This window comes from Micromonospora sp. NBC_00330, from assembly GCF_036136635.1.
GTDB classification, from domain to species: domain Bacteria; phylum Actinomycetota; class Actinomycetes; order Mycobacteriales; family Micromonosporaceae; genus Micromonospora; species Micromonospora salmantinae.
In genome coordinates this window covers 7,297,711-7,314,246 of the sequence record NZ_CP108012.1, presented here as the reverse complement: position 1 = coordinate 7,314,246, position 16,536 = coordinate 7,297,711, and the positions used below count along the sequence as shown (strand labels likewise).

The 16,536-nt window shown below is 68.0% G+C and carries 6 protein-coding genes; 2 read left to right on the top strand and 4 right to left on the bottom strand.

What is annotated here, in order from left to right; translation table 11 throughout:
* Positions 1-56: 56 nt before the first annotated feature.
* From OG598_RS33415 to OG598_RS33400, 4 genes are all read right to left on the bottom strand, one after another.
* Positions 57-497 carry a hypothetical protein gene (locus tag OG598_RS33415; protein WP_328652486.1) on the bottom strand — a complete coding sequence of 147 codons (441 nt, stop codon included), beginning with the start codon at positions 495-497 and terminating at the stop codon, positions 57-59.
* A gap of 59 nt (positions 498-556) precedes the next feature.
* The gene (locus OG598_RS33410; RefSeq protein ID WP_328652485.1) at positions 557-1,183 is read right to left on the bottom strand and encodes a DUF4304 domain-containing protein; all 627 of its coding nucleotides are present in this window, start codon (positions 1,181-1,183) and stop codon (positions 557-559) included.
* A gap of 41 nt (positions 1,184-1,224) precedes the next feature.
* A complete protein-coding gene (locus tag OG598_RS33405) occupies positions 1,225-7,065 on the bottom strand; it encodes an RHS repeat-associated core domain-containing protein (protein ID WP_328652484.1) in 5,841 nt (1,946 codons plus the stop codon).
* A gap of 458 nt (positions 7,066-7,523) precedes the next feature.
* Positions 7,524-14,021 carry a carboxypeptidase regulatory-like domain-containing protein gene (locus OG598_RS33400; RefSeq protein ID WP_328652483.1) on the bottom strand — a complete coding sequence of 2,166 codons (6,498 nt, stop codon included), beginning with the start codon at positions 14,019-14,021 and terminating at the stop codon, positions 7,524-7,526.
* Between the two features lie 308 nt (positions 14,022-14,329).
* Here OG598_RS33400 and OG598_RS33630 point away from each other — a divergent pair, with 308 nt between their 5' ends.
* Both OG598_RS33630 and OG598_RS33625 read left to right on the top strand, forming a co-directional pair.
* On the top strand, positions 14,330-14,995 hold the full coding sequence (locus tag OG598_RS33630; protein WP_442931440.1) for a hypothetical protein: 666 nt from the start codon (positions 14,330-14,332) through the stop codon (positions 14,993-14,995).
* A 122-nt stretch (positions 14,996-15,117) separates the two neighbouring features.
* Positions 15,118-16,476: a M14 family zinc carboxypeptidase gene (locus tag OG598_RS33625; RefSeq protein ID WP_442931439.1), complete on the top strand. Its 1,359-nt coding sequence runs from the start codon at positions 15,118-15,120 to the stop codon at positions 16,474-16,476.
* Positions 16,477-16,536: the final 60 nt, after the last annotated feature.

Below are 16,536 nucleotides of genomic sequence, written 5' to 3'. Positions count from 1 at the left end.
TCACCACTGACCCTGATGAGTTGAAGCCCTGTGCCCTGGCTGGAGTTGATCGCCCTCTAGGACGTTTCGGCGTAGCTCCGAGTCGCACGGATGATCGACGCCGTGACATCGTCGGCGCGGGTGTGCCTACCGGTCCATTTGGCAAGGTTGGACTTCTGGACTGCCCAGGCGACCACACGCTCGTTCGTCGAGGTCGTGATGGTCATGCCGCCGTAACCCGCATCCACCGTCGCCACGTCGCGCAGAGCGATGCGGTGGGAGACGTTGGGATTCTGCACGATCACCTCGGTGTCCGTGAGGATCACGGCCGGACGCCAGGCGAACCTCCACCAACTCAGCAGCGCACCGACGACGGCAAGAGCGCTCGCGAGCACGGAGCCAAGAGCCAGCCACGACAACAGGCCGACCAGAGGGACCAGAGCGAGTACGCCGAATCGACCGAGCGATGAGACCCTCCAGATCTGCGGCGCGAGTGGGGTGCCGACATGCTGTGTCATCGTCGTACTGTCCTTCCTGCCATGCCTCGGCCGGCCAAAGATGGCCCTGGCGCGGGACGTCACCCCGAGCCTTCGGCCCTGGATCTGCTGTTCGCGTAGGTCCAGATGTTCTGGATCATCGCCGACTTGTGCGTGTGGGCCGGCCGCTCAGTGAACAGCAACAGTTCAAGCTCCGGCGACGGCCCCTGCTCCGCCAGCAGCCAGGCCCGTACCCGCCAGCCGCCGGCCCCGAGGAACTCCCGGCGGTCGGCGACCGCGAGGAACGCCTCGCGGTCCAGCAGCGGCAGCAGTTCCCTCAGTGTCTCGTCCAGCCGCCGGCGCACCTGCTCCGACACCTCGGCTCCGGTGGCCTCGTCGGCGATCCGCCACTGGTCACCACCGGAGAAGGTGGTGAATCCCACGCGGTGCTTCCAGATGCCGTACAGCGGCCGAGGTTGCTCGGACTCGGGCAGGCGGTAGCGCTGCCGGGCAGCCTCCCACGCCGGTGCCAGCACCAGACCCACATTGATGTAGAAGATCTTCTCGGTCGGGCTGGAGTGATCCGACATCTGAAGCTCGATGACGAGCGCGTCGCCCGCCGCCGAATACCGACGGAAGACGCGACCCTTCCCCTGTTCGAAGCCGTACCCGGCCAGTTGCTCCGCAAGGCCCTTCACGAAGTCGTTGAACAACGTTTGCAGGGACATTGACATGGTCCTTTCAACTGGCCGGGACGGCAACGAGCAGATCAGCCTGACGCGGCCAACGTACCGCCGACAGCGCCGACTCCGATCGCCACTCCGCACACGCCTGCGGTGGCAAGGACGCAGGCACCGGCCAAACCGACCACCCCCACGGTGACGACGGTGGTGACCACCCACGGGTTGACGATGGGCTTCGGCACCTCAACCGGCTTGGGTGCCTCGACCGGGACCTTCACCGGCTTGGGCGGAGGCGGCGGGGTGGGTTTGCGCCAACGGAAGGCGCGGTAGAGCACTTGCCCCTCGGTGGGGCCGTTGTAGACGACCACCGACTCCTTACTGCCGGGCACCGCCGCGAACACGAGTGAGGTCAGTGCGAAACCTGGCTCGACGTTTGTGAACTGGCCGTCCGCCTTGAGTTTGCGAATGTAGTGCTTGACCTCACGCTCGGCCTCGTCCTTCAGGTGGGCGATCTTCACCTCCCATACGTAAATCGTGTCGGTTTCCACATCGATGTAGACGATGTCGGCCGCACCGGGCTGTCCGCATTGCCCCTTATGGCTTTTTGTCTTACAGGCATCCGGTATGGAGTACTCGATGGTCACCTGCTCGGGATCACCACCCATGTCCGCAACCTGTCTACGGATCCGGTCACGAGCGGCGATCTGGGCCGCCTTGTGGCGGGCATTGTTCAGGTACTTGAGGAAGTTGTCGTCCTTCTTCTTCTTTTCCTTGGCCTGCTTGGCCCGATGCTTCTGCAGCCGCTCGTTGTACTCGGCACCGGTCTCCTCCACGAACTTCAGGCCGGACGGATCGGAGAGGGTCACCGGGTTGTTGTTGCCGTAGACGTACCCGTTGATCTGCTGCGGATCGAGCAGGTCCATGACCGGGTCGAGGGAGATGAACTTCCCGAGGGCCGGGTCGTACTCTCTGGCACCCAGGTGCGTCAGGCCCGTGTTGTCGATCGTGCCGCCGACGAACCCCTTGTCGTTCGGCCAGGCCGGCGTGCCTCCGCGAGGCGTGCCGTACGGGGTCTGTCGGCGGACCGTCGCCTGTTGCGAACCGGCGTCGATGGCGACCAGGGCCGTGCCCTGGTGGTCTGACCCCAGCCAGGTAAGGCCGCTCGCCTTTCGCGACGCCACGATCGACCCGGCGAAGGCGTAGTAGCGGGTACAGGACGTCGTGGCGGTGCTGTTGGTGTACCGGATCTCCTGACCCGGCAGATAGAGGGTTCTACCGGCCGGGTCGCGGCGGATCAGCCGGTTACCGTCGGCGTCGTAGACGTACCGGGTCTCACCGGTCGCGTCAGTGGAGGTCTCCAGATGCCCCTCGGCATCCCAGGTGAGGGTCTGTGTGCCCGCCGCCGGCGTGGGACGGGTGGTCATGTTGCCCGTCGCGTCGTACGTGTAGCTGCCGCTGCGGCCGCCCGAGGTACTGGTGACCGCGTGCGGACGGACGCTCGTGCTCCCCGACGCGGGATAGTTGTACGTCGTGGTGGAGTTACCCGAACCGCTGTGCACCACCTCGCTGGTGCGGTTGCCGAGCAGATCGAAACGCCAGGAGTGCCAGTACGGGGCGGGCCCTCCCAGCGCCGTTGTCGGCGCAGCAGCGCAGTCACCGTTGGCCGGGGTCCACGCCTCGGTCAGTCGGCGGAGATGGTCGTAGTCGAAGCACTGAACGTCGTCGGCGGGGTCGGGAGCGGCGTCGACGGCCTTGGTGATGTTGCCGAAGTCGTCGTGGGTGTACCGCGTGTCGGCGACGATGTGCGGTGCCACGGAGTCGCGATCGGTACGGACGCCGGTCAGACGGCCGGTCTCCAGTTCGCGCGTGTACTTCTGAAAGACGCGCCCACCGGTGCCGGTGTACAACTCGATCTGATCGACATCGCCCAGAGCGTTGTAGTCCGTATCGGCGACGTACGACGAGTTCGTGGTGCCGTACAACGTGCTGAGCGTGGTCGGCAGACCCAGTGGGCTGTAGCCGTAGGTCAGTGCCTCGGCGGGAAGGCCCGTGTTGGTCGACGGCATACTGGTCGACGCGGTCGTCTCGTCGAGGTTGTAGGTGTTGTTGTAGTTGTAGGTCCCGCCGAGGCCGGTCTCGCTGGCGGGGACGATGATCTGGGTGTTGCCGGGCCGGTAGCTGTCGGTGTAGTCGAGGATCTTGACCTGGTAGGCCGCTGAGCCGACCATGCGCGTGGACTGCGACAGGTAGCCCTTTGCGATGGTGTCGTAGACCCACTGGGCACGCATCGTGCCGCCGACCTCGTTCTCGTACGTGGCGCGCTTCCGTCCCAACGGGTCGTACAGGTACGCAAGCTTCTTGCCGCGCGCGTCGGTGACCGTCGTGACCCGGTCGGCGTTGTCATAGGTCGAGACGGTGAGGCCCTTGTCGGGATCATCGGTCTCGGTCTGTCGGCCGCGGACGTCGTACCGGTAGATCCAGTCGTTGCCCTGCGCATCGACCATCGTGGCCAGGTGGCCCCTGCGGTCGTAGGCGTAGCGAGTCGCGTTCCAACTTCCCGCAGTGCTGGGGGTGGGGGTGGCGGAGTGGTACTCCCGCAGCTCGACCGTCCTGTCGCGGACGTCAGTGATCTTGGAGGTTGCCGTGCCACCGGCCGGAGGCGTGACGTCGGTGCGGTCGCCGGAGTAGTACGTGGTCGTGCGCCATCGCTCAGCACCGTAGGGCTGGAAGACCAGACCAGTGGTCCGGCCCGCGCCGTCGTAGATACTGCGCGTCTGCTTCGGGACGAAGGCCTTGTCGGTTGCGGTCATCAACGTGTCGCCGGGAGCACCACTCGCGTGATACGTCTCGAAGCCCAGCACGGAGCGACCGGCCGAGTCGTAGAACGCCTCGGTGATGAGCCGACCCCCAGAGGGTGACGGCTTCTGCGTCTGCCGGCTGCGTAGCAAGCCGTCGAAGAGTTCGTACGTGGTGACGTAGGCACCCGTGGCATTCAGCCGCGAGGACGAGATCACCGACGGCGCGTCGGCGCGGATCTGGTAGGTGAAGGTGCTGTTCGCTGTCTGGGTCGCCTTGTCCCGGCCCGGCAACCACAGGGACGACAGCCGGCCGAGCGGGTCGTAACTCAGATCGGTCCGCTTGCCGTTCGGGTCGACGATCGTTGTCGGCAGCCCCCACGCCGGGGCCATCGTCGTCGTGGTCTCGTGCAACAGGGGGTTCTTGGTCAGCGTCGAGGTGACGGCCCCGTCGGTCGCCGGAGTGAAGGCGACGGTGGTCTGCTTGTCCATGGCGTCCCAGGAGGACGTGACCCGGCCGTGGACGTCGTAGGCGTCCCGCTTGACCACTGTGAAGGTGGGCGCCCCGCCGTTCCAGGCCGCTATCTCCTCCGTGTGGGTGGCCAGGCCCTTTGTCGGCGTGGCCTCGAACGCCTGGTTGTCGTAACGGGTTCGCGTCTCACCGACCACGTCCGCTTCGGTGAGGGTGGCGGGGTTGGCCGCATCAGCGCACGAGACCGCGTAGGTCTCGACCCGGTGCAGGCGATCCATGATCCAGTTGGTGGAGTTGCGCGGCGTGAAGTCGTTCTTCGTGCACTGCTCGTCGCCGGCCACGCCGTCCTGGCCGAGGTCGTCGACGGTGAGTGGCATGCCGAAGCTGTCGTACGTCGTGACCGTCTTGTTGACACGTTCGCCGCGGCCCGCGTCCAGGGTGGTGTGGCGGGCCACCGTGCCTGCCCGGGTGAAGCGTGCGGTCACGGTGTCGCCGTTGATGGTGCGGGTGGCGGTGGCCGACGACGCCCACGGGGTGGTCAGCTCCCGCTGGACGACGGGTCCGCCGGGACCGTTGAAGACTTTCGTCTCGCGGAGCAGACCGGCGTACCAGTCTTCGTCGTCGATGCCGTCGACGGTCGCGGTTCGCGTGCCACCGCTCGGCGAGGACTTGTCGCCGTGCATCCCACGGAAGTAGCGGGTCTCGGTGTAGGTCCGCTCCCCGGCGTCACCGACGGTGAGCCCTACTCTGCCGTACCCCCGGTAGTCCGACCAGGTCTTGTGCTTCTTTTCGATCAGGCCGTCGTCGTCGTTGTAGTGCCAGGCCGCACCATCGAGATAGTCATAGGAGTAGACCGTGCGAGGACTGCCCTGTGGCGGGACGCCGCCCGTGTTGTCATTTTCATAGATGGTGGTCACCACGTACTTGTGGAACCAGTCGGTGACCGGGTTGGTGTATCCCTCCGGTTCCCAGATGACCGGGTAGCAGCGCCGGGTGTTGGTGTGCGGCGTCGGCATGGCCTGTCCGGCCTTGCAGTCCTGACCGGAGTAGTTGACGCTGATCGTTCCACCGGTCTCGTTGCGGATCTTGGTGATCCGCATCCAGTTCATGGCGGCGGCGAAATCGATCGTGTCCACCCGGTTGGACAACTGCACGGGGGTGAACAGCACGTCCGGAACGGAGACAGTCCCCGCGACGAGGCCGGTATGGGACAGCTTGTCCAGCCACAACCCCGCGCGGGTGCCGTCACCAGGGTCGGGGAAGGTATGCGTGAGCGTCCAGCGCTCGACATCCGTGTAACCGGTGCCACTACGGATCTGGGTGGTGACCGTGGACAGCCGCTTGGTCGACCAGAACGTGGGGAAGAGCTTGTCCGGGCACGACGTGCCGGAGCAGGCCATGTCCCACGGGGTGTCCGGCCAGTGCGTCTCGTCGTGGGTCGCGCAGTCGTTGAGGCAGCGGTCGGCGACGCCGAGGTCCACCCGCAGGGGTGCTGCCGTGCTGAGCGCCGAATCGACGCCGTTGACCTGCCGGGTGCCATAGTCAATCCGATCCAGCCAACCACCCCGGTCGTAGGTGGCCTCATCCTCGGCGTCCAGATTGCGGCCGTACTTGTTCGTCTCCTGCTGGTACCAGTAGGACGCCGAGTTGCCGGACGTGTCGACGACGTAGTCGAGGTTCCACCGCCACGCCTGTGTGCAGTCGGAGTCGATGAAGGCCGTCGCGTGACAGGGTTCGCCCGGGTCGTTGCCGAAGACCGGAGCGGTGAACGTCGACTTGGTTTCGGCGTTGCCGGACGTCCAGCCCGGCAGCCGGTTGCGGCCGAACCAGTACTGGACACCATCACTGGTGGTGACGACCCAGTGCTCGCCGTCGTTGTCGCCGTTGCTGGCACCGGTCTTGCGTTCGATCCGCGACCCGTCGTCGCCCCGCAGGTGCCAACGACCCTCGGCAGCGTTGTAGATCAGCTCACCGGAGTGGCCGACGAGGGACAGGACCGCGTTGTTGGTCTCCCAGCAGAGATCGCCGGTCTTCTTGTCGTTGTTGGCCGAGCCGTCCATATCACGAGCGCAACCCTGGTACCGGCGCTCGATGAACCCGCCAATTGACGGCTCGAAGCCCTCCCCAATCCAGGAGGGCTGGTTGTTGGAGGCGGCATGCTGGCCGTCGACCGACTGCGAGGAGTACGACAGGCCGATCTGGGGTGCCGGACCGCCCAGGGCAGCCGGCGTCCGCATGGGATACGACCACGTGAAGGCACCGGTGTTGCCGCCAGCCGCCCAGGTCGCCGACGGGTTGAGCGGGGAGGCCGCGTAGTCGCCGGCGGGACCGGACGATCCCGCCGCAGCAGCTACCAGGGTCTGCGCTCCGCTCACCGACACTTCGGCGGTGAGGGACCTGGTGGCGAGGTCGTTGCGCGACGGGAGCGGCGTTCCGGCGCACTGCTGCTTCTCAGGGGTGGTCAGGGCACAGGCGGGTAGCGCCACGAGTCGGAGCCGGCTTGCCCAGTCGGCGCCGTAGGCCGTGGCGAACGACCGGTAGTCCAGAGTCAGTTTGGCGTGGCCGGCCGCGGCAACACCGTCGGCACGGCCAAGACGCATGACCACGCCCTGCACGCCGGCCCGCTCGGTCGCGGGCCGGTCGAGGACCTCGACGCTCACCCGCTGAGGGGACCCGGTCGAGCGCGCCGTCGGCCCAGCAGCAGCCACGGTCACCGGCAACGCTCCGGCCCTGACTCCGTCGGTACCGGCCTTGGCCAGGTCAGCCACCTCCGCTCCCGGCCGTGGCCAGACTGCGGCCGGCTTGCCGGCGGTCGACGGGGCCTGCTTGGCCAGCGCTGCCGTCTGCGCCTTAACCGGTTTCACCGGCACGGTCGGCACCGGCTTGGCCGAGGACGGGGTGTACGCCTCCTTCGACGCCGCCTGCGCAGGGGGCGCGTGGAGAAGGGCAGCTACCAGGGCGGCGGTCAGAGGCGCGGCGATCCAGGAGCGACGCGCCGCAACTACGATTGGCAACTGTCTCTTTACAGAAAGTGATATCCATGGCAAGGGTGACGTCACCGGTGGCCTCCGGAACTTGGAATCAGCAGAGGGTCAGGAAGTGGATGGTGGCGGGTGGATCAGGGGGTTGGCGGGTTGAAGCGCAGCCCCAGACCGGGCCGGAGGACCGGCTGGCGGTAGGCGTACTGGATCGCGCTGGTGCCGCTGGCGTTCTCGATGCCGATGGTGGCGGCGCCACCGCGTTCGAGGAACGTGCCGTCGTTGTCGGTGTAGGCGAAGCTGTAGCCGCCGGCCTCGTCGAGGATGACCTGGAAGGTCACCCGGGTGAGCGGGTCCTCGAACGAGTGCACGTTGCGCCACTCGATGACGAACTGTCGGCTTCCGGTGCTGCCCCGCACTCCGGTGCGGATGCTGGCGTTGCTGTCGACCACCCAGTCGTGCCAGAGCGGGTAGAGGGCCGCGTTGGGTTCCTCGGGACTGTCCGGCGACGGGATGGGCCAGGCATCCGGTGAGGCCTCGCCGGGGTCGACGAAGCTGACCAGACCGTTGCTGTCCACCCAGCCGGTGTTGTACGTCTGCCCGTAGAGGTTCACCGGGAAGGGCAGGGCCACCGACGCGTACGCGTCGTCACCGGTCACCGGCAGCACCGTGGTGTTGACGGGGGTGTACGGCACCGGCTGCTCGACCAGCGTGTAACCGCTGCCGGTCGGTGTGGCGGCCAGCGCGTAGTCGGCGCTCACCTGCGTGTTCGTGCCGACCACCACCTGCCGAACGTCGGAGCCCTTGCAGGTGCCGCTCGGCACGGTGCTGATCACCGCCCAGGAGCCGGCGGGTACGGCATCGACACGGTAGGTGCCGTCGGCGGCGGTGGTGGCCGTCTTGTCGGCGACCGCGACGCTCGCCCCGGCCACCGGCGTGCCCTGGCAGGTGACGGTGCCGGCGACGCTGCCCTGGCCGGGCGGGTTGGGCTTGAACGTCACGCCCTGACCGCTGGCCAGCCAGTTCTCCCGGTGCAGGTACTGGAAGCCCATCGAGCCGTCGGCGTTCTCGATACCGACGGTGGCCTCGCCACCGCGCTCGACCGGCTTCGCCGAGTCGATGTCGGCGTACGCGAGGGTGATGTCGCCGCCCTCGGCGAAGATGACTTCGAAGGTCGCCCGGGTGTTGGTGTCGCCGTAGGCGTGGACGTTGCGCCACTCCACCACCCACTGCCGGTTGGGCGCGCTGCCACTGATCTTCGTCGCGATCCGAGCCTGCGAGTCCACCACCCAGTCGTCCCAGTGCACGTAGACGGTCGCGTTGGGCGAGCCCTCGGTGGCTGGCGAGGGAAGGGTGCCGGGGATGGACCCGATCCAGCCGAAGTACGCCGGGTCCTTGAAGCTGATCAGGCCGTTGGCGCTGATCCACGCCGACGTGTACGACTCGCCGTAGAGCTTCACCGGGAACGGCGGGTTCTTCTGCCACACAGTCTCGTCGCCGCTCCATCCCTCGGTCACGTCACCGGGAACGAACGTCTGTGCGCCGGTGGTGCACTTGTAGCCGAACTCGTCGCCGTCGACCATGACCGACAGGTCGACGTCCGAGGTCCCACCGGGGTGGTTGACGACCTCCTTGGCGTACTGCCCCGCGCACCGGTTGTCGCTGGTCGAGGCGGCCAGGGCGTACTCACCCACCGCAACGGTGTTGAACTGGTAGCTGCCGTCCGCGCCGGTCGTGGTGCTCCGGTTGCCCGGGTTCAGGGTGACGGTGGCACCTGCTACCGGGTTACCGGTCACGGCCGTGGTCAACACACCCTTGACCGTGCCCGCGGCAGCAGGTGTGTAGGTGATCGAGCTGTTGGCGGTCAGCACCGCCTCCTGGAAGGAGTACAGCGCGGCCACCGACCCGGAGGCGTTCTCCAGGCCGACGGTGGCGCCGGCGCCCTGCTGCACCGGTGTCGACATCGCGCCGTAGTGGAACGCGATCCGCCCGTCCTCGTGGAAGATCACCTCGAAGGTCAGCCGCTCGGCGTTCGTCGGGCGGAACCCGACGTTGCGCCACTCGATGACGTAGGAGCGGTTCGGGGCCGTGCCGAGCGTCTGCGTGCGGACGCTGGCCGACGCGTCCACCTCGAAGTCGTCCCAGAACGGGGCCACCACCGCGTTCGGGGCCGTTGCCGTCGGCATCGTCGGGTTCGCCCACGTGTCCGGTTCACCCGACGCGCTGCCGAAGCTGACCAGACCGTTGGTGTGCACCCGCCCGGTGGAGTAGGTCTGGCCGTGGAACTGCACCGGGAACGGCAGCGCTACCGACGTCGTGGCGTCGTCGCCGGTCAGGGCGAGCGCTGTGGACGCCGCCACGTAGCCGGACGTGCCGGTGGCGCAGGCGTACCCGAGACCGCCGTAGTCCGGACCAAGCTGCAGGTTGCGCACCGTGTTGGCGGAGAGTTCCACCTGGCTGCGCACCGCGACACCACACCGGCCGGCGAGCTTGGCCGAGACGGTGTAACTGTCGGCGACCAGAGCGGTGAAGCTGTACGCCCCGCCGGTGCCGGTGGTGGCGCTCAGCCCGCTCGGATCAAGTGTGACAGTGGCACCGACGACCGGGGTGCCGGCCGCGTTGGTCAGCACGCCCGAGAGGTTGTAGGTCTCCAACCCGCCGGCGACATCCGGGCGGACGAAAGTGATCGCCTGAGTGTTCGCCAGTACCGGATCGCCGATGGAGTAGGACAGGCCATCCTCGCCGGCTGCGGCCTCGATGCCGACGATCGCGTTGTCGCCCTTCTCGGCGGCGTTGTCCAGCTGGTCGTAGTTGGTGGTCACCGTGCCGTCCGGCGCGAGGATCGCCTCGAACGACAACCGCTGCGTCGTGTCGCCCTTGCGGTGCACGTTGCGCCACTCGACGACGAACCGCTGCGCGGTGCCGGTGCCGGTGGTCGCCGTCCGGACACTGGCGGAGCCGTCCACCACGAGGTCGTCCCAGAAGGGCGCGACCAGGGCGTTCGGGTCCGCCGGTGCGGGCAACTGCCCCCCACCGGTGTACGGGTGTGAGCCACCCGGGTCGGTGAACGACAGCACACCGTTGGTGTCCACCCAGGCGCTGCGGTACGCACCTCCGTAGAACGGGAAGGCGAACGGCAGCTGCACCGTCGCGACAGCGTCGTCACCGGTCAGCGGCAGCACCGTCGACGCCGCGGTGAAGGCGCTGGTCTGCTCGCTGCAGGTATGACCCAGGTCGTCACTGAGCGCGACGAGGAAGATGTCCAGGTTGAGGCCCTGGCCGTCGATGTCGATCGCCTGGCTGAAGGCTGAGCCACATCGGCCGCCGAACGTGACAGTGACCGTGTACGAACCGGGCGGGAAGTTGCTCAGCGCATAGCTGCCGTCCGCACCCGAAGTGGCCTGATACCCGCCGGGTTGAAGCCGAACGATCGCCCCGGCCTGCGGAAGCCAGTTCGGGTCGTACACGGTGCCGGCCAGGCTCGACGATGGCGCGACGGCGAACTCGCCCTGGTTCATCCCGCTGGTCCGGTTACCGTCGTCCACAGCGACCGCGTACACCGGCCGCTTCCCGGTGGTGCTGCCCACCGCGACGGTGACCGTCGCCGTGCCACCTGCCGCCGTGGCATTCACAGTGGTGCCCAGACCGGTGCCGTCGACGCTGTACTTGAACTTCGTGACGTTCGTGTCGCCACCAGCGTCGAACCGTACGGTGAGCTGACCGCCGGCGGTCACCTGGGACCCGTTCGGGAAGGTGATCTTCGGTTGCAGCGGAACGGCAAGCTTCGCCAGGTTGGTCGACGTCTCCACGAAGTTGTAGAACCGAACATCGTCGACGGTGCCCGAGAAGAAGCTGTCGTAGTTGCCGTCCCACCTGCGCTTGCCGATGGAGAAGTCGCCGGTCGCGTTGAACCCACCGGTCAGCGTCGCCGTCGCCGTCTGCGCCACACCGTTGACGTACAGGGTCAGCTTCTTGGTCGCCGCGTCATAGGTCGCCGCCAGATGCGTCCACTTGCCCGCGACCGGCGCGGCGTTGGATTCCACGCTGTACATCGTGGAGTTGTCAGCGTCGGCGGAGACCATGGCAAAACGCCATCGCTGATTGCCGAGGACGTACCCGAGCTGGAAGGCGGACCTACGGGACCCGTTCGCGCTCACGACGGTCTGGGCACCGGCGCCGCTGGTCAACGAATCGAGCTTCACCCAGGCGGCGACGCTCAGGTCAGCGTCCGTCCGCACCGGGGTGGAGACGAGCGTGTCCGGGTGCGGGAAGTTGAGAGTGCCCGACTTGGCGGCCGCACCGGTGCCCGACAGCTTCATTGCCGTGCCAACCCCGGCCCGGCCGGCGACACGGGTGACCCCCGTGCTGAGGCTCAGCGTGTTGCCGTGCCCGGAGGCGTCAACCGCGCTGGTGCCGCTGGCCTCCTCGAACTTCCACTCGCCTGCCGGTCCGGAGCCGGCACGGACGCTGAAGGTGTAGGTCACCGGAGACGAGAATCGACCTGCGTGGTCCTTCGACCAGACGTAGAGCACGTTGACCCCGTCGTGCAGAGGGGTGACCGTGACGGAGGCGCCGTAGTCCGTCGTCCGGGCCGGCACCGTCGCCGCGGCGGTCAGCACGCCGGAGTCCAGGCTGTACGCGTACTCCTTGACCTCGTGGGGACGGGTGGTCGGCGCGGTGATGGTGAAGGCACCGGCCAGACCGACGCCGCCCTTCGGGACGCCATTGTTGGTGTAGGTGGTCGAGGCGACGCTCGCCGGCGGCGGTGGTGGCGTCGCATCCACTGTGAACTCACAGGTGCCAGACCAGGCGCTGTAGTGGCTGCCGTCCCAGGTCCGGGACTGCCACACGTAACTCGCGCCGTCGGTCAGCTTGCCGGAGGGGATGGTCGGCGACACGGCCGACGGGTTACCCGAGGCCTGGCTCACCTTGTTGGTCTCGCTCCGCGCGCCACCGACCGGCCACCAGTAGAAGGCGGTCGTGAGCGACTGCTGGCCGCTGTCCGGGTCGGAGTGCTTCGCGGAGAGCACAGGCGTGGTGGTCAGCACGTACGGCCGGGCCGCGCCCGTGGCACATGCCTTGCCGTCCGACTTCCGGTCGGTGGGCGCGTTCGGGTCGGTGTTGTAGGTGATCGCCAGCTTCGGTGAGGCGTGGTTGAACCGCTTCCACTGGTCCTTGGTGCCCTCGTCGATCGCCCGCAACCCGACGGTCACGTTGGGCCACTTGCTCGCCGCCGCCTTCTCCACGATCGACTTGACGTTGAACTCGATCGTTCCCGTGCCGAGGCATCCGTGGGCCGAGCCGTACTTGCGGTTGCCGACGGCCTGCGCGGTGTAGGCGCTGTACCAGGTCGGTTGGTGGTTCCAGGTCGTGCCGGACGAGATGGATCCGGTCATCCACAGCTTCGCGTTGGACTTCGGACTGCACGTCCATGACCACCGCTGCTCCACCCGGAACTGCGCGCTGAGGATGCGCTTACCGGCCACCGTGGAGGTGTTCATCCGGAACAGCGACCGGATGATGTGATCGGCACAGCCCGAGCAGTCCTCCGTGCGCCCCGCGCCCGCCGACCCCACCGTCTTGCCATTACTCAACGCGGACGAGTTCTGCCAGAACGAGCTCGACTTGTACTTGCTCCACACCGAGGTCCACGCGTTGCTCGCGATACCGCCGGTCCACGACGGGTCGATGTAGATGGGTAGCTTCGTCCGCTGGTCGGCCAGCATCGCCTTGTCGGGGATGAGTGTCAGTGCGTCGGCGTCGACTCGGACCGGCATCACGGCCCGGCGGGCCGCCTCCGGCACCGAGCCCCGGTCGGGCGCCGCTTCGGCGGCCCGAGCTGAACCGGACGCGGCATCGGCCTCGGCCTTTGTCGTGGGCTTGCGCTGCGGCTCTGCGGAGCGCTCACCCTTCTTGTCCTTCTCGGGTGCCCCGCCCGCCATGTCCTCCGGGGTCGAGGAGTCCCACATCAGCGGCGCCGGTGCGGCGAAGACCGTGCCACCCTTGCTGTCCCGAGCGGCGAGCCCACCGCCGGAGGCGGCACCGACCGACACGCCCTTGGCCTGCAGGCCGAATCGCAAGGAGGCGAGCTTCGGGTTCGCCGCCGCCGCCCGGGATCGAACGACCAGGACCTCCGAGAAGCCGAGAGGCTGCGCGGTGACCTGAAGGTCCACGTCCGGAAGGACTTCGCGGTACGTCGCCGTGGAGCCCTCGATCACGGGCGCGGGCAGCTTTCCGGGCCAGGAGACGGCGAGTTCGCGCGACCCGTCACGCAGCCGCGCGAAGGCACCGTCGCCACCCTTGCTGTTGAAGACCATCGGCAGGATGGTCGCCTTCGGCACCACGCCCTCGGGAGTCACCTTCAGCGTCGTGTCCACCGGGACCCAGGATTGGCCCTTACGCACCCGCGTCGGCTCGATGGTCTGCTCCAACGTCTCGGAGCCGTCGACGTTGAGAAACGTCTGCGACCACTCCGTACGCTTCGAGAGATCCTCCACACGCCGTCCGCAGACCGCCAGCATCCGCCGTGCGGCGTTCGCGTCGGGCTGTTCGTCCGCGCAGGAGTTGCTCTTTGGCTGCGCCGCCGAGGCGGCGGTGGCCGGCGCCACGAGCAGCGAGCCGACAACAGCCGTCGTCATGACGACTGCGATCGAACGTCGGAGAGTCGAACGACTCCGCGTATAACGCGCAGGCAAAAGCCAACCAGGCATCAGCAACCCCCGTGATCAAGCCCGGATAGTGGGCCAGACATTAGGGATCGGTAGGCAGCACTGTAAAGAGCGGTCACAACTTGCGAGAACAAGCAGGACATCTGACCTAATTGACTGACCGCGCTCACGTTCGGTCACCCTCGCCGCAGGTGTGAGGCCCCACCCCTTCTTGACAGGTGTCGATCTGTGCACTGGTGTAAGGACCAGACACATCGACGTCCGTCACAGGAGGGCACATGATCGTCCGACGACGGTGGACAGCTGCCGCCACCACAGTGATCCTGTTCAGCGCAGTGTTGTCCCATCCGGCTTCCGGGGCGGCCGCACCCGCCGACCCGGCCGCCCCGATCGCTCTGAGCGCCACCGAAACCGCACTCGTCCGAGTTCAGCTCCGCGACCAGGCCCAGCTGGATCGGCTCGTCGCCAGCGGTGTGGACCTGGCCAACCGGCCCCGGGCGCGGGACGGTCGGATCATCGCCGACCTGGTGCTCAGCGGCGCGCAGCTCGGCGAACTGACCGCGCAGGGCGCGACGGCAGTGCAGATCGTGCAGCGCGCCGGGGACGGCAACCGGCACTATGCCGACAGTGTCCGTGCGGCTCAGGCCCGCACCGCCGCCGGGCTGCGCGCGCCGGCCGCGGGCCAGCGGTCCACCGCCGCCGCCACCGCCGTGGACACCCTCCAGGTGCAGCAGGCGTACTGGTGGACCACGACCGGACAGACCTTCCTACAGGCCCAGGTGGCCACCACCGCCACCGACGACCCGGACGTGGAGATCACCGTCAGTTGGCGCACGGCGGACGGCGCCACCGGCTCCTTCCCGCTGTACCGGTTCGAGGACTCCGGCGAGTACCAGTACCACTACGCGCCCCCCAGCCGCTGCCGAGCCGACCGGTTCAGCTGAGCGCCACCTCCAGCCTCGGCGGGGTCAGCCGGGCGGTCACCCCGACGCTCTGGCCGAACGCCTCCCCGCCGCCGCTGCCGGCCGGCTACCAGAAGGACTTCATCGACGCGTACCTGACGCCGGTGGACATCCAGGCGCGGATCAAGCGGCTGGCCCGCCAGTACCGGGACCTGGTGGACGTGATCGACCTGCCGAACAAGACCCAGGGATACCGGCGCAACGCCGCCGGCTACCTGGGCGACCCGGCGGTGGCCGCCCTGGTGGTCGAGTCGGTCCGCTTCGGCGACCAGAACATGAACGGCGTACAGGTGCGGACTGTCGACCCGGGCCGGGCGAACCGGCCACTGACCGTCGGTTACCGCGACCGCGTCCTCACCGTGTCACTGGCCACCGACACCGCGGGCAAGACGGTGAGCACCACCGACGAGGTCGCGGCGGCGATCAACGCCCGTCAGCCGGACCGGTTCCGGGCCATCGTCGAGGACGGTTCGGCCGGGCTGCCGATGCCCGTCGCCGGCCCCACCCGACTCGACGACGGACTCCAGGGCACCGAGGTGCCGGCACGGCCGTGGACGGTGCAGGCGCTGCGCCTCGGCGTGCACCGGGACGGCTCCCGGGTCGGGGTGCTCGCGTACTCCCAGGAACACGCCCGGGAGTGGGCCACGCCGCTGGTGACGCTGGAGTTCGCCGAGCGGATGCTGGCCAACGCCCGGACCGACCCGGCCACCCGTGAGCTGCTGGAGCAGGTCGACATCTTCGTCATCCCGATGGTCAACCCGGACGGCGCGAACTACTCGTTCAACGACTTCAACTTCCAGCGCAAGAACCTCGTCAACCACTGCACCGGGGCGGCCCGCGACCCGAAGAACCGCACCTCGTGGGGCGTCGACATCAACCGCAACTACACAGTCGGGTCGTACTTCGACGGCTACGTCGGCGCCAGCGCCAACTGCCTGTCCGGCACCTACGCGGGCACCTCGGAGCTGTCCGAGGCGGAGAGCGGCAACGTGATCGCGCTCGCCCAGGACCACCCGAACATCAAGTTCGCGATGAACGTGCACTCCTACGGCGGCTACTTCATGTGGCCCCCGGGGGCGTACCGGGCCGACGGCAGGGTCACCCTGCCGCGACCGTCGATCGACGAGTCGACGCTGTTCCTCAACAGCGCCCGCCGGATCGTCGGCGCCATCGCCCAGGAGCGCGGCACCGTCACCTGGCCGTCGCAGACCGGACCGGTCGCCGACGTTCTCTACTCCGCCGCCGGCAACTCGGCCGACCAGCTCTACTACGAGCTGGGCATCTTCGCCTGGGACTTCGAGGTCGGCAACGACCGGTGGAACCCGGCGACCAACCAGTGGGAGGGCGTCGGCTTCCAGCCGCCGTTCGACGAGGCGCACGGCGAATCCCAGGAGTACGCCGGCGGGCTGGTGGAGATGGTCCGGGTGGCCCGCGACTACGCCGCCGCCGAATCTGCCGGCTGATCCCTCACCGGTGCCGCGTCCGCTTGTCGGGCGCGGCACCGTCGGCCGGATTTCGCCCGT

What these genes read in the sequence shown, in the direction of transcription:
- OG598_RS33415 (WP_328652486.1), bottom strand. Translation starts at nt 497, where the DNA reads ATGACACAGCATGTCGGCACCCCACTCGCGCCGCAGATCTGGAGGGTC.
- OG598_RS33410 (WP_328652485.1), bottom strand. Translation starts at nt 1,183, where the DNA reads ATGTCCCTGCAAACGTTGTTCAACGACTTCGTGAAGGGCCTTGCGGAG.
- OG598_RS33400 (WP_328652483.1), bottom strand. Translation starts at nt 14,021, where the DNA reads ATGACGACGGCTGTTGTCGGCTCGCTGCTCGTGGCGCCGGCCACCGCC.
- OG598_RS33630 (WP_442931440.1), top strand. Translation starts at nt 14,330, where the DNA reads ATGATCGTCCGACGACGGTGGACAGCTGCCGCCACCACAGTGATCCTG.